The sequence below is a fragment of the Mycoplasma procyoni genome (assembly GCF_017052595.1).
Classification (GTDB): Bacteria; Bacillota_I; Bacilli_A; order Mycoplasmatales; family Metamycoplasmataceae; genus Mesomycoplasma_A; species Mesomycoplasma_A procyoni.
Genome location: NZ_JAFIDB010000001.1, coordinates 87,715 through 102,911 on the forward strand (window position 1 = coordinate 87,715; position 15,197 = coordinate 102,911).

Here is a 15,197-nt window from a genome sequence, read left to right on the forward strand (position 1 = left end):
AATAATACCACAACTATGCAACATTTTCTTTAAGAAAATGCTTAATTTCTTCAAAAAGTGTATAATTTGCGTCATCTGTAGCAAAAGTTATGTAATTTTCGACATCAAAACCCAAATAAAAGAACCCTTTTAGCTCATTGATGTTTCTGCCTGGAAAATTTTGAGTATGCAACTTACAGGTGAAACCTCCGTTGAAAATTTGAAAATCACGCAGATCTTTTGTTGTTCCACAGACTACACAATTTTTAAAGTTTTGTTTATATCCAAGACTTTCAAGCAGCTGATATAAAACAAAAGTTTTTGCTTTTCTGATGTTTTCAAAAGTCGCTTTTTCAATCATATATTTAAAACTTTCAAAGGTTTTTTGAGTGATTTTTTCAGCTTTTGAAATTCAAAAAGAAACTTCAGAAACTTGATTTATCATCTGCATTGTTTTTGTGTAATCAACTTGTGAAATAATGTGTCCCTTTTTTAGTTTTGAGACTTTATCAGAATATCTGGAAACAAAAATCTCGTATTCTCCATAAGTAAAAGGGAGAATTGCGGCTCGATTTTTGCTAATCGGTTTTCTCACACCTTGAGCTAAAAAAGTAATAAAATGACGTTTAAAATTTTCTGTAACTATTGTAACAATTTGATCAAATTCACCATAGTCGTAAGCTTTAATAACTATTCCTCTAATTATTGTTTCCATTTTTAGACTCGAATCATCTTTTTGTATAAGCTGGATCATCAATGTGTTTTGCCCAGTCAACTTTTAGATACACAAACTCAAAAACAAAGAATTTAACAATGTCTGCAATAAAGAAAATTCAGTATGTTTGGTAAAGTTGAATTCCTTTAGGTTGAGGAACAATTACAAAGGTAATAAAGACTAATCATAGAAGAGCAAATAGTTCCATAGAGAACTCTAAAAAGGCTGTTAAATTAGTTTTTCCACCTGAAGCAATTAATCTACTTGAAGTTGCAAATCACACTCAAATAGGGTTAAATACAGCAATAACAATTAAAGTTTGTTGTAGTTGTTTTAAATAGAAGATTTGAGCTGCTTTATCACCGTTTCCAACCTCTGTAGCAAAGAATGACATTTGAGGCACAAAAATGATGATTATTGCAAGTATAGAAGATAAACTTAGTGCAACTACTGTGTGGAAACCTTTTAGCTCATTAGCATTCTTTTTAGCTGTTTCGTATTCTTTTTGTCCTAAATATTTTCCAACAAACACAGAAACATTAGAACTTAAGGCGCTGAATACAGCTAAAAAGGTTTCTCCAATTGCCCCTGCAAGTCCTAAAACAGCTGCAGCACCTATTGCTCAATCTATATTCCCCATTGTACCTTGTGGGTAGTTTTTGTTAAATAAAATATTTCTTAAAACAATTAAAATAACATTAGCAGAAAGCATTGCTGCACTGTGTAATCTTGTTAAAATCTTAATTCAAGTATCTTTTGAAATTTTAAACAAACTAAAAGGATTAATCAGTGTTTTTCTAACTTTTAGTCAAACAAAGAAAGTATCTCCAAAAATACCAAAAATCCTTGCAGCTATTGAAGCATACGCCGCTCCTTTAACTCCTAATTTAAACACATAAATTAAAAGGATGTTTAATAAAATATTAATTAATAAAGAACCTACAGAAGAAATTAATGCTTGTCTTCCATAACCGGTTTCTCCTAATAAAGAACTCATTGGTGAAGTTCATGAAAAAATAATTCAAGTAATTACAATTAATCTTAAATAATCAACAGCTTGTTGTAGTGTCTGTGGATCTTGAGTGTTTTGATAAAAAACAGAGATCATTTTTTCTGTAAAAATAAGCGAAAATACAGAAAAAATAGTGGTTACAACTAAAGTTAGCAATACACGAGCACGCATTACTTCTTTGACTTTTTCATAGTTTTTAGTTCCGTAATACTGGCCAACTAAAACAGAACAAATAATAGAAATTCCACCCATAACACCTGAAACAATTCCTGTTCATGAGTTAGCATAAGATAAAGAATCAACACCATGTTTGACTGTTGCGACCATGAAATTATCAATAAATCCGTTTAGAGAAAACAAAATACCACTCAGAATAATCGGAATGGAGAATTTTAGGTATAGTTTTCATCTTTGTTTGTTTTGAGGAAAATGCTCTTTTAAAAAAACAAAGAAATTCTTCTTTTCTTTTGTTTTCATTGCTTAATATTTTAACACAATAAACGTTTTTTAGTGTCTATAAACTCAAACATCTGCAATAAAAATTCTTTGTTAAATTTTCTTTTTGATTGTATAATTAAAAATATGAAAAGAAAAAAAGTAAAAATAGTTAAACTTCCAGATACAGTTTTAAGAGAAAAATCACAAGATGTTCCTTGACCTTTAAGTGAAGAAGATATTAAATTAGCAGAACAAATGATCGATCACATTGATTATTCTCAAGAAGAAGGACAAACAATGTACAGACCCGGAGTTGGTGTTGCAGCTGTTCAATATGGAATTCTAAAAAATATGTTTTATGTTAATGTAAACAACGGAAAAGATGACATTATTTTTAGAGATGTAATTATCAATCCTAAAGTTCTAGCAATGTCTGAAGCAGAAGTTGCTCTTCATCATGGAGAAGGTTGTTTAAGTGTCTCTGAAAAATGACCAAATCAAGAAGGTTTTGTAAAAAGAAAAAAAACAATCAAAGTGCAAGGTTATTCTTATTTTGATAAAAAAGAAAAAACTTGAACAGTTGGTGGATATGTGGCAATTGTATTCCAACACGAATTAGATCACTTGCAAGGGAAGTTATTTATTGACAGAATCGACCAAAAAAACCCTTGAAAAAAAGATCCAAAACTTGAGACATATTAAAAATGGCTTGCGCCATTTTTTTATTCAAATTCTTTAAGTCATTTATCTTTTGATTTGTCGTTGATGTTTTGGAATATTTCTGAAAAGGCTTTTCTTTCGTCTTTAGACATTTCTGGGATGTAAAGATTAATTCTAATCTTGAAGTCTCCTTTGTGTTTAGATTTGAAAGAAGGGTTTGAAGTTCCTTTACCTTTAAGAGTAATAATGTCTCCTGTTTTGTATGTTTTTAGTAACTTAATTGTTTCTAGACCATAAGGAGTTGGTACTTTGATTTCGTTTTCTAAAATAACATCAACAATTGAAACAGGAACTACAAGGTTAATATCATTTCCTGTTCTGATGTAATGTTTGTGTTCTTTGACATGGATTTCAATGTAGAGATCTCCACTTGGACCTCCATTTTTACCCATTGCTCCATAACCTGGAAGAGTAATTCTTTGCCCTGTTGCAATTCCTTCTGGAATTGTAATAGTAACTGTTTTTTCTTCTTTTGTAGCACCATTTCCACTACATTTATGACATTTTTTCTTAATTTGTTTTCCAGTTCCTTGACATCTTGAACACTCCACAGTTTGATTTATTGAACCAAAAAATGATTTAACAGTTTGATTTACATAACCAGAACCATGACAATCAACACACTCAATGATATCTTGTGGAGTTTCCGCTCCTGAACCTTTACAGTGATCACAAGTTACAAATTTATCAATTTTTCTTTTTAGTTCTGTTCCTAAAATAGAATCAATGAAAGAAATTTGGAATGTAGTAACATAATCAGCACCTCTCATTGGTCCTGTATTTCTTTTCTTTCTTCTACCTCCTGAAGAAAAGAAGTTTTCAAAAATATCGCTAAATCCAAAATCTCCAAATCCTCCAAAGCCACCAAAACCACCTTGATTCATCCCTTGATTTGGATCAAAAGCAGCATGACCAAATTGATCATATTGTTGTCTTTTTTGTGCATCAGATAAGATTTCGTAAGCTTCTTGAACTTCTTTAAATTTTTCTTCTGCTCCCGCTTCTTTGTTTCTGTCTGGGTGGTATTGACGAGCTAATTTTCTATATGCATCCTTTATCTCTTTTTCAGTTGCATTTTTTGAAATTCCTAGTACTTCATAATAATCTCTTTTATTCATAAAAAAAATTTTAGCACAAAAAGGTCTAGAGTGCTAAAATTTTTTTAATTAATTATCTACATCTGGTTTGTCAACATCTAAATCAACAAAAACAAGAGTATGATCACTGATTTTACGAACTCACTTAATTAAAGGAGAACTTTCAGATAGTTTTGTTTTGGTTTCTTGATTGATTTTATTTTTTCATTCTTGCTCGTTTAAAACGCCTTGCTCAAATACTTTAAAAATATCGTATTTTTGAGCATTTGAAGTTTTTAAGTCGCCTTTATAAAAAATCTTGTCATAAGGTTGGGATCAAGGATTATTTTCATTTGTTCCTAAACTTGTTTTGTCTTCTTGATCTAAAAGACTTGAATAGCCGCTTTTTATTAAAGGATCAAATGCTTTAGGTCCGTTTGGAGATTTAATATTAGTATCACCCATAAAGAATAAATCATTGTTATTTCCGTCTTTTTGATCAAATCAATCCATAACAGCTTTTGTTTCTAAAGCATCATTAATCTCAAACTCGCCTTGAGCTTTAAAACCGTTTCTTGCACTTTCCTCTCCTGCCTTCTTTTTAGCTCCAGGAGAATCAAAGTGTGCAAAAACTACACTAAAATCGTTTTTATAAGAATTTTTTACTCTAAATTTTGCACCATAAGGAGGTCTTGAGTAAACGTGCTTTTTAGCTTTGTTTGTGTGTGAAACTACTTCTGGGTTTGGATAAGCCATTCCTAAATCATAAGGATTTTGTGTAGCAGTATAACCAGCTAAAGGGACTTGCTCAAGAAGTTTACTTTTATAAATAATTCCTATTCTTTCTTTTTGAGACTCTCTTCCTTTTCCAAAGTTATTTTCACTTAAAATAAATCTTCATAATCCATTTGGATCATATTCTTGAAGTTTTTTAATTATATTTTCAACACCAGCATAAGAATTTTCACCTTGAATCTCTGTTAGACCAACTAAAGAAAGTTTATTATAGTGAATTATTTTTGCAAGTGCTTCTGTTTTTGCATCAATATTTCCAGCTTGATTTAAAACATTTCAGTGTCCGATTCTAATCTTCGAAAATTCTTCAGTTTTTTGGTCTTGCCCCTGTGCTGGATTGTCTTTTGAGTCATCTATTTTGGATGAATCGTCTTTTGGTGGTTCTGTAATTTCTTTGTTGTCTTTGATTTCCGAATTCCCCGAATCCTTTGGAGGTTGTGATGGTTGTTTATTGTCTCCTTTTTCAGGATCATTTGGTTTTTGAGGAATTGGTTGATTTATAGGATCTTGTGTTCTTGGTTGATTTGGTTGTTTATTTCCTTTATCATCTATGTTATTAGAGGGTGGTGGTGTCTGTTCAGGATTGTCATTTTGAGCTGATTTTTGTGTCTGGCAAGACATAAAAATAGTTGGCAAAATAGGAGCAATTGCTAAGACTTTTAGTAACTTTTTGATGATAGCCTCCACGACTAAAGGATGCTTAAGTCAATTTTAAAACTTGCTATAAATTCCTTTTTTTCTGTAAATAAATCATATTCAAATGATTTGTAATTTTCATCCTTTGTGTCGATTTTTTTTAGTAAATAAATGAAATTGATTCAGTTTTGCCCAACATTAAAAGGACAAATATTTTCTTTATTTAGTTCCAAATTAATGCTTGCATGACTTTGAAAAATATTAACTTTATTTTCAGAAAACTCAATTCTGATTTGAATTTTGTTATTTGGATCTTGAAAAATAAAAGCATCAAATTCTTCTCATTTGTCTTTTTCAAAAGCTGAATTAAAGTTAATTATTACAGGTTCTTCACCTGCTTTAGTCATAGTTGACTTAAAATTTAACATCATTTTTTTAGTCTTTCTTTGATTAATTCTTCTCCGAATAATCAAATTGCTTTAGCTAATTCTGGACCGTGTTCTCTGTATGTTGTTGCAAGTCTAATTGGCATAAATAGATTTTTACCTTTTAGCCCTGTTTCTTGTTGTGTTTGTTCGATTGCACTTTGGATTGAACTGAAACTAAATTCATTTTGTTTGAAAATGTGTTTTGTAAACACTTTTAATAACTCATCTTGAGCAGCATCAATTTCAACTTTAGCTGAATTGTTTGCATTTAAATAAATTTCTAAATCATTTCTTAATTCAGAAATTGTAACTGAGTTTTGTTTGTAAGTATCTACAAAGATTTCTAATCAATCATTTGTTTTATCTGTTTTAACATTTAATTTTTCAATTAAAAGGGAATTTTCTGTATTTTTAAGATATTGTTTTGAGAATCACTCCATTTTTTTAATATCAAATTTTGATGGAGATTTTGAAAGTCTGTTTTCATCAAACTTCTCAATAATTTCTTCATGAGACATTACTTCTGATGAATCTGCTGCTGTTCAACCTAAAAGAGTTAAAAAGTTAAAAATAGCTTGTGGTACATAACCTTCGTTTTTGTAATCTTCAATAAATTGTTTTACTGAATTATCTCTTTTTGAAAGTTTTTTACCTTCCATGTTTGTGATGATTGTTAAGTGACCAAATTCTGGTGTTTCTCAACCAAAAGCTTCATAAACTGCTAATTGTTTAGGTGTGTTTGTGATGTGTTCTTCACCTCTTAAAACATGAGAAATTTCCATATCATGATCATCAACTACAACAGCAAAGTTATATGTTGGATAACCATCTGATTTTTTAATAACTCAGTCACCTATATCATTAGAGTTAACACTTATTTCTCCTCTAACAATGTCGTTTCATTTGTATTCTGAATTTGGTTTTAAAGCTAATCTTACTGAATATTCGTTATTTTTAAATCTTTTTTCTTTTTCTTCTTCTGAAATTTTTAGTCAATTTCTATCGTATCTAAAACTAAAAATTCCTTTCTTTTCTTGCTCTTCTTTTTGTTGTTGAATCTCTTCTGAAGTATCGTAAGCTATATAAGCTTTGTTTTCTTTAATTAAAAAATCTACTAGTTCATTGTAGCGATCTAGTTTTTCACTTTGTCTGTATTTTCCGTATTTTGGATTTGGATTAATTGGTGATTCGTCAGGAATTATTCCTAATCAAGCTAGGTTGTCTAACTGAGATCTTTCTCCGCCTTCAACATTTCTTGAAATATCTGTATCTTCAATTCTTAATACAAAATCACCTTTATAATGCTTTGCAAAAAGATATGAAAATAAGGCTGTTCTAGCTCCTCCGATGTGTAAATAACCCGTTGGACTTGGTGCATATCTTGTTCTAATCTTTTTCATTTTACTCCTTCATTATCGCTATATAATTATATATGATTTAGTTCGTTTTCAGTGCGTATAGAACTAAAAAAGCTATTTTTCAATTTAAAATAGCACTTTTAATTAATTTTGATTTTATAATTTTATTAAATTATAAACACATAGCAACAAATTCAGGTGAGAAAATGGAAGATAATATTTTAGAGATAAAAAAGTTTGATCCTAAATTAAAACAGGAACTACTAGACATTAGAAAAGAAGACGAGTGATTTTACATAAATCAAGCACCTATTGAACTAATTAGATCAAAAGGTGTTAAATATAATAAAGCACTACACAAAAATGCAAAAGGAATCTACGCCTTTATAATCAAAAATACCTTTTACATTGGTAAAACAAACAGTAAAACAGGCTTTTATGAAAGATTCTATAGACACAGAAGTTCAATAAATGAATTTCATAAGGATGTTGAAATATCAGGAAGTTGATTTGAAACTTTTAAAACTGACAAATGAGCTGGAAAACACACGTATTCTAAAATGACAAGTGCAATTATTATCTTTGATGCTGATGTTGAAATTTACATATTAGAACACTCTCAAGAAAAGTACGATCCTTACTTTTTGGATTCTTTAGAAATGAAATGAATTCAAAAAACAAGTGCAATCATGCACGGAATAAATCAATTTAGAATTATTCAACTCTACTATTGAGCAAGAACTGTTGGTTCAGAATTTCTTGATAAACAGGAAAATAAGGATCTTTATGATTTAGCAGCTAAAGAACTTGAAGAAGCTGATAATAAAGTAGCAACAAATCCTAATTCTTTTTGACTAACTTTTAATTTAAGTAATGCTAAAAGTTTTAAAATGGGATTTGATAATTTATTTGGTATTGAAAACAACGAAAGTTTATTACCAAAATATTTAGAAAAAGAAAGAAAAGAACTAGCAAAAATAATTAAAAGTATGAAGGCGAACAATTCATCTAATGTTAAATCATCGATTTATAAAAGAGATTCTAAAAAAATAAATATTTTAGAAAATAAAGCAACAGAAGCATCACATAAAATAAACTCCAAACAGAGAAAAAGTGAAGTTAATGTTGCCAATAACCACCAATCAGACTACCGTAAAAGCGATTCAGATAATAAAGACAACAAACAAGCGCAAAGCAATCAAACACAAAAAGATAAGAGCTTTTTCAAAATATTTTTTTCTTTTTTCCTTTTATTGGTAATAATTTTGATAATTTTCTTTATTACTCAAGTAAGCAACCTTCACTAAAAACACACAAACAAAGAGCAAAAATTAAATATTATTATATAATTTAAAATACATTTAAAAAGGGAGAAAAAGATGAAATTTATAGATGAAGTCAAAATAAAGGTGCAAGCTGGAAAAGGTGGAAACGGAATGATTGCCTTTAGACGTGAAGCACACGTTGATAGAGGAGGCCCAGACGGTGGAGACGGAGGAAATGGTGGTTCTATTTACTTTGTCGGTGATTCTGGAATGAACACTCTTTTAACCCTTTATTTAAGAAGAATAATTAAAGGAAATGACGGGGAAAACGGAAGAAGAAAGAATCAATACGGAGCTGCTGGTGAAGATATTTACATCAAAGTGCCTATTGGAACTCTTGTGTATGATGGAAATAAATTATTACACGACATTATCTCTGAAGAACCTTATTTAATTGCTAAAGGTGGAAAGGGCGGTAGAGGAAATACTAAATTTAAATCTTCTAAAAATACAGCACCTAAAATTAGTGAAAACGGGGATTTTGGTGAAAAATTTAATTTAACACTTAATCTAAAAGTGCTTGCTGATGTTGGTTTTTTAGGAAAACCTTCAGCTGGAAAATCCACTGTTCTTTCTAAAATTTCAAACGCAAAACCAAAAATTGCTGAATACCACTTTACAACATTAGTTCCTCAATTAGGGCTTGTTAAAGTTTTTGAAGATTCCTTTGTTGCAGCCGACCTTCCAGGTCTAATTCAGGGGGCTTCACAAGGAAAAGGATTAGGAACACAGTTCTTAAAACACATTGAAAGATGTAGAGTTATTGCTCACATTGTTGACTTTGGAGATCCTTTAAAAAATCCAATTGAAGACTTTATTCAAATTAATGAAGAACTCAAAAGCTACAATTTACAACTTGAAAACAGAAAACAAATTGTAGTTGCAAACAAATGCGATTTAGAGATCTTCCAAGAAAATCTTTCTAAGTTTAAAAAAGAGTTTTCTGATTTAGAAGTTGTGGAAATAAGTGCTTTAGAAGAAAAGAATATTGATCTACTGAAAATTAAGCTATTTGAAGCTGTTAAAAAGGAAAAAACCCCTATTTTCGAAAAAACTTTCTCTGAAGTTACTATTACTTTAGAAAAATTCCACGAAGTTAAAAAGGTACATGCGGGACTTTATGAAGTAACCGGAACTGAAGTAGAAGATATCTACAACAAAATTCCAATTGTTTCACACGACAACTTAATGAGATTTAACCAAAAATTAAGAGATCTTGGTGTTTGAAATGAACTGATGGAACTTGGAATTATGCCAGGAGATACAGTTAGAATTTTTGATTATGAATTTGTTTGAGAAGACGAACAATAATTTAAGAAAGGAGACAAATGAATAACTTATATACTTTTGCACAAGAAAGCTCTTCATCAAAAGAACAAAATGGTTTTATAACCTTTATGGAAAACGTTGCAAGCTTCTTTGCAAAGCTGCAAGGAGCAGATATTTGAGTACCTATTTTATTTGTGGCACTTATTGCAATATCATTCTTAATTGGTTTTATTTTTAAACTTAAGTGAACCATTTTCAAGCTTGCTGCAATCATCTTAACGATAATTGGATCAGTGATTTTCAGTGTTTCAATTAGCAATTATTTAGGAAACAGAGAAGGGCTAAAAGCAGTTGTTTCACTTGCTACAACACTTTTTGCTTTAATACTTTATTTATCACTCAGAGCTTTCTTTTTTGTAATAAATTCAATTATTGCAACATTAGGAAAAATCTTTAAGTTTGGTAAAAAGAAAAACAAAATCAAAAAGGTTGTTTGAAGAAGTATTACAGGAGCAACAAACGCTGTATTAACAATCCCTGGAATACTTTTATTTTCTAACGTTTTATTAATAGGTTCAAAACAAACAGAAGGTGGAGGTTTCGCTTCATTTAGTAAAATTGGAGTTGGACTACTTACAGGATTTAAAGGACAAAACATTGCTGGTCTTTTAGGTGGTTTCCCTGATTTAAGTCAATTATTACAAAACTACGAGAAAATCACAAATATCATCAACAAAAAACCTTCAGAGTGAACTAAAGAAGAAAGAGAACTTGCTCAAAAACTTGCAACTGGAGTTGCTTCATTGCTAAATGACAACAGAGTAAGAGGAGTAATTATTGAAGAAGCTAAAAAACTAAAACTTAATGAAAGTGCTAAACAACCGCTTAGTGATCTATTTACTTTAGCTACAGTAAGAGTTCAATTCGAAAAACCAGAATACAACTTAGCAAACGAACAAGACAAAAAAGAAATTGCAACTAAATACTTTGCAGAAAACATTGCAAGAACATACAATGAATTAAAAACAACAAAACCTACTTTAGATGATGATGTTCAGTTAGCAACTTGACTATATACACCATTAAACGAAAAAGCTAGAGAAGAATTTAATTTATTTGTTTCTTCAGCAATTACAGATCAACAATTAAGATCAAAAATTGATGTTGATAAATCAGTTGCTGTAATCATGGATTATCTAAAAGAAAAAGAATTAGCCAAAACACAAACCAAATAAACAAAAATCCCATAAAGGGATTTTTATTTTATTCAGGGCCATAAATTATCAGTGTTCGTCTACCATCGAGTCTTTTTTTAGTGCTAAAGTCAACTGCATTTGAAGTAATTTCCAATAAATTAGATTCAAAATAATCCGGATTAGTAACTTCTTCTTTTGATTCACTTAAGTTATAAAGTGTATTAAATTCTACTTCTGAATCTATTGAAAAAGTTTTATCTAACTCGATTAAATATGAGTTTTTGATTTCATCTTTAAAAATTGCTAAATCGGAATTTTCTTCATGCGTTGTAAATTTGTTTTTTGTACCTTTTTCAAAACGACCAATTTTGTTTTCTTTATCTTTTGGCAAGTCTTTTTTGATTTTGAAATCAAATAAACGATTGAAGGAGATTTTGTTCTCTACATATCTAATAAATAACTCGCTGTAATCTGCATTATTTCCTGCAATAAACTCTTCTCTTGGCGATTCTTGAAATGCACCTCTTGAGATTCCTCTTTTAATTAAGAGTAGTTTTTTAGTTTTGAAGTATTCTTCATTGTATTTTTTGAGTAATTCTTCTTTTTCTTTTTCAAATTTAGATTTGAAGTTTTTTTCTCAAGCATCAATTAATTTATCGTACTCTTGTTTTATTTGAGGATCTGAAAAATCTTCATTTTTAAATGCTTCTGTTATTTTTCTATATTCTTTATAATCAAAATCAATCATTGATTTATCATAACCAAAAAGAGAAACAGCAGTTTTTGGTGTCTCTTCGCTGAATTTAATAATTTCTTTTAGTTCATTTAAAGTAAGAATTTCTATGTAATTTGTGTGTCCTTGTCAAACTAAAAAGCTTGTTCTAAAATCTTCTTTTTTCAATTTAATGTCATAATCACGATTGTCGCGATAAAAATCTTCATCTCTTTTTTCATAAATTGTTTGAGAAGGAGTTGGTTCAATAGGAGATCTATCATACGGCGGGGTTGGTAGCGGAATAATATCCTTTGGAGGTTCTTTTTTGTCCTTTATATATACAAAAGGTAAACAAGAAGTTAATATAGTTGGAGAAAGAATAATAGTAGCTGTTGTTAATAATTTTTTATGGATTTTCATATTTTTGCCTCCGTTTTTGATTTTGTTGCTATTGTTTTTTTATATAAGGTGAATTAATACTTAATTATTCTCTTTGCATAAATTCACTATTTTTAATCTAATATCAAAATAACAAAATTTGTGTTCTTTTTCATTTTTTGCTCTTTAAAGTTCTTTATTTGTTTAAAGTAAAGTATTTATCATTAAGAAAATATAATTAATTAAGGTAGTACAGAAATACACACAATGCATTCTTAAGATTTTTATTTAAGTTTATAAATAATTGTATATAACTTCTCCCTAACTTAAAACTCATTATTTGCAGTGGTTTTGTTATTTTTTATCTCATTCAGGAGGAACTACAGATCTGTCAGGGTCCGCAAATATTTGAACACTTCTCGGACTAAGCAATCATAAATCTTCTTTTGTTAATTTGCTAGGATAATATCCTTCATAATAATATTTTAATTTAGTGAATTCTTGTTTAGAATAAAAATCTATTGCATTACTAAAATAATTGTAATCATTTAATCCTCATTCATAATCTGAATTTTCAACATTTCATTTAAAACCATAAAGAATATTAAAAGAATAATTTGCCTTTTCATCAATTTCAAAGTTTTTATCTAATTCAACTGCAAAAGAATTTGTATTATTAATTCTAAAAATATAGTTTTCTCCAGGTTTGTCAAGAGCAGTTACTTTACCAAAGAAATAATTATCATTTAATTTTGCTGGATTTTTACTTTTGTGCAAAGCATAATCATACAACTTATTAAAACTAATAATTTTCTTTTTGTCGAAAGTATAAGTTCTAATGAAAAAACGAGAATAAGCTTTATTGTTACCTTCATAAAATTGTTTTAAAGCTGGTTTTGTGTCAAAGAATCATCTTTCTAAAAAATCATAATATTGAGATGTACTCACCCCTCTATTAATTAGAAGAATTTTTTTATCTTTAAAGTAAGAATTATCAAACTTTTTTATCAAGCGTTTTTTTTCTTCTTCTCATCTCTTTTTATTTTCTTCTAATTTGGTTTTATCTAGAGGAACAGGTTCTCTTTTTAGGTAAATTAATGTTTCTTCATTTCAAAGTTTTTCATAAGTCTTTTTAGATTTATCAGTATATTCAATAATTTCTTTAAGTTCATCTGTTGAAGAAATAACTTTAGGTTTATCCATATCTTCTCAAACTAAAAGACTATTAAATGTTGTTGTTTTGTCTAATTCCACATCATTTTTGTCAGAATCATAAAAACTTTTATTTTGATAATAAAGTCTTTCATTTTTATAATATTTTTTCTGTTCTTGTTCCTTTTGTTTACAAGCGAGTGTTAGAAATGGAGATGATAATACACATGCAGAAACTAAAGATAAAGAAATTATTTTTTTACTTTTTTTCATATTTTTTTTGCCTCCGTTTTTTGATTATATCAAATAAATTATACTACTAAATTGATGATAATTGAACTAAAATGCCTTAAAATGAATTTATTAGTTTAAAAAAATGTTAAATTTTGGTCTTTTTTTAACTTTTTGAGATTATCAAAAAAGAGAATAAAAAAAATGAAGTTTTAATAAACTTCACTTATTATTTAATTCTTTCAAAAAGGACATTTCCTTTTTGAACTACAACTTCATCGAATTTAGATCAATTTTCAAGATCTTCCATTGATAATTCTTTAATGCCTAATTGGGAAATTACTTCTTTTGATTTGTCTTTTAAGATTGGTGACATCATTGTTGCCACTGCATAAATTCCGTTTAGTAATGTATTTAAAACCACTTCTAAACGTTCTTTGTTTTCTTTTAGTGTTCAAGGAAGCGTTAGATCTACATAACCATTTAGTTGTTTTGAAAGCTGAACTACAGCTTTGTAAGCTCTATCAACTCTGAAATCATTCATTTCTGAAATAAAAGTTGCTTTTGTTTCAGAAATAGCTTTATAAATATCTTTTTCAAAATCGCTTAATTTTGATTCATGATATTTAACAGATGACTCAAATGATTGTTTAATCATTGAAATAGTTCTTGAAAGCAGGTTTCCAAAGTTGTTTGCTAAGTTTGAGTTATAAACTGCTTTAAAGTTTTCAAAATCAAAGTTTGCATCTTGTCCTACTATTATTTGTGTTGTTAAATAGTATTTAACAACTTCTGGATCGAAGTTATTTAATAACTCAATTGGATCAACAACATTATTTAGACTCTTAGACATTTTTCTACCTTGAGCATCCCTAATTAGTCCGTGTGAAAGGATTGTTGTTGGTAATTTAATATCAAGAGCTTTAAGCATTATTGGTCAGTAAATACAGTGAAAACGTGTAATTTCTTTACCAACAACATGGACAATTTCGTCTCCATTTTCTCAGTATTTTAAGTAGTCTTCGTTTTGTTCTAAAGAATAACCTAAAGCTGATACATAATTAAATAAAGCATCTAATCAAACATAAATAACGTGTTTTGGATCTTTTCTTAAAGGAATTCCTCAACTAAAAGAAATTCTTGTTACAGATAAATCTTCAAGTCCTTTATCTAAGAAGTTGTTTTCAAGTTCTCTGATTATTTGTTCTGGAAAAACAAATTTTGGATTTGTTTTTCAGTAATCCAATAATCATTCTTGAAATAAAGACATTTTGAAAAAGTATGATTCTTCTTCGATTTCAACTAATTCATCTTCGCTGACAGGGTGGTAATATTTACCGTTTTTTTCTACAGCTTGTGTTGGTGTTAAAAATTCTTCAGCACTTACTGAATAAAGACCTTTGTATAATCCTTTGTAAATTATTCCTTTTTCAAGCAACTTATCAAAAACATTAAGAACTACTTCTTTGTGTTTTAGTGAGGTTGTACGGGAAAAATAGTCATAATCGATCTTTGAAAGATTTCAAAGGTCTTTGAATTTAGCAACTTGCATATCAACAAATTCTTGTGTATTCATTTTAGCTTGCTCAGCTTTTTGTTGTATTTTTAGACCATGTTCATCTGACCCTGTTAAAAATTTAACATCATATCCCATTAGTTTTTTGTAGTTAGCAATCACTCATGCTAATGATGTTGTGTATAAATGACCTATGTGTAAATTACCTGATGGATAATAAATAGGTGTTGTTATAAAGAAAGTTTTTTTATTTTTCAT

Annotated in this window: 13 protein-coding genes; 4 read left to right on the forward strand and 9 right to left on the reverse strand. The window is 29.0% G+C overall.

The genetic code is table 4. From position 1 onward, the window contains the following. Positions 1-13 precede the first annotated feature (13 nt). Entirely contained in the window at positions 14-694 is a 681-nt protein-coding gene (gene recO, locus JV122_RS00405; protein ID WP_205842408.1) for a DNA repair protein RecO, read from the reverse strand. Then, positions 678-2,183, reverse strand: a complete 1,506-nt coding sequence (locus JV122_RS04835; RefSeq protein ID WP_205842409.1) for an MATE family efflux transporter — start codon at positions 2,181-2,183, stop codon at positions 678-680. The genes recO and JV122_RS04835 overlap by 17 nt, the downstream gene beginning before the upstream one ends. A 105-nt stretch (positions 2,184-2,288) precedes the next feature. Between JV122_RS04835 and def the strand changes: the two genes are divergently transcribed. Then, positions 2,289-2,846, forward strand: coding sequence for a peptide deformylase (gene def / locus JV122_RS00415; protein ID WP_205842411.1), 558 nt, complete (start codon positions 2,289-2,291; stop codon positions 2,844-2,846). A 20-nt stretch (positions 2,847-2,866) separates the two neighbouring features. Here def and dnaJ read toward each other — a convergent pair whose 3' ends face one another. The 4 genes from dnaJ to gltX form a co-directional block, all read right to left on the reverse strand. Then, positions 2,867-3,982, reverse strand: a complete 1,116-nt coding sequence (gene dnaJ, locus JV122_RS00420; RefSeq protein WP_205842412.1) for a molecular chaperone DnaJ — start codon at positions 3,980-3,982, stop codon at positions 2,867-2,869. A gap of 48 nt (positions 3,983-4,030) precedes the next feature. Next, the gene (locus JV122_RS00425; protein WP_205842414.1) at positions 4,031-5,356 is read right to left on the reverse strand and encodes an endonuclease/exonuclease/phosphatase family protein; all 1,326 of its coding nucleotides are present in this window, start codon (positions 5,354-5,356) and stop codon (positions 4,031-4,033) included. Between the two features lie 68 nt (positions 5,357-5,424). Then, entirely contained in the window at positions 5,425-5,778 is a 354-nt protein-coding gene (locus tag JV122_RS00430; protein ID WP_205842416.1) for a hypothetical protein, read from the reverse strand. A 14-nt stretch (positions 5,779-5,792) separates the two neighbouring features. Next, positions 5,793-7,199 (reverse strand): glutamate--tRNA ligase, encoded by a 1,407-nt coding sequence (gltX, locus tag JV122_RS00435; protein ID WP_205842418.1) that lies wholly within the window; start codon positions 7,197-7,199, stop codon positions 5,793-5,795. Positions 7,200-7,363: 164 nt separating this feature from the next. On the opposite strand from gltX, the gene JV122_RS00440 reads away from it, so the two are divergent. The 3 genes from JV122_RS00440 (at position 7,364) to JV122_RS00450 (ending at position 10,986) form a co-directional block, all read left to right on the forward strand. Then, positions 7,364-8,464 (forward strand): hypothetical protein, encoded by a 1,101-nt coding sequence (locus JV122_RS00440; protein WP_205842420.1) that lies wholly within the window; start codon positions 7,364-7,366, stop codon positions 8,462-8,464. 72 nt (positions 8,465-8,536) lie between these two features. Further along, positions 8,537-9,793, forward strand: a complete 1,257-nt coding sequence (gene obgE / locus JV122_RS00445; protein WP_205842421.1) for a GTPase ObgE — start codon at positions 8,537-8,539, stop codon at positions 9,791-9,793. Positions 9,794-9,810: 17 nt separating this feature from the next. Continuing rightward, positions 9,811-10,986, forward strand: coding sequence for an energy-coupling factor transporter transmembrane component T family protein (locus JV122_RS00450; RefSeq protein WP_205842423.1), 1,176 nt, complete (start codon positions 9,811-9,813; stop codon positions 10,984-10,986). 28 nt (positions 10,987-11,014) lie between these two features. Here JV122_RS00450 and JV122_RS00455 read toward each other — a convergent pair whose 3' ends face one another. From JV122_RS00455 to metG, 3 genes are all read right to left on the reverse strand, one after another. Next, on the reverse strand, positions 11,015-12,082 hold the full coding sequence (locus JV122_RS00455; protein WP_205842424.1) for a hypothetical protein: 1,068 nt from the start codon (positions 12,080-12,082) through the stop codon (positions 11,015-11,017). Positions 12,083-12,394: 312 nt separating this feature from the next. Next, complete coding sequence (locus JV122_RS00460) at positions 12,395-13,465, reverse strand: hypothetical protein (RefSeq protein ID WP_205842426.1); 1,071 nt, start codon at positions 13,463-13,465, stop codon at positions 12,395-12,397. Positions 13,466-13,652: 187 nt separating this feature from the next. Further along, positions 13,653-15,197: a methionine--tRNA ligase gene (metG, locus tag JV122_RS00465; protein WP_205842427.1), complete on the reverse strand. Its 1,545-nt coding sequence runs from the start codon at positions 15,195-15,197 to the stop codon at positions 13,653-13,655.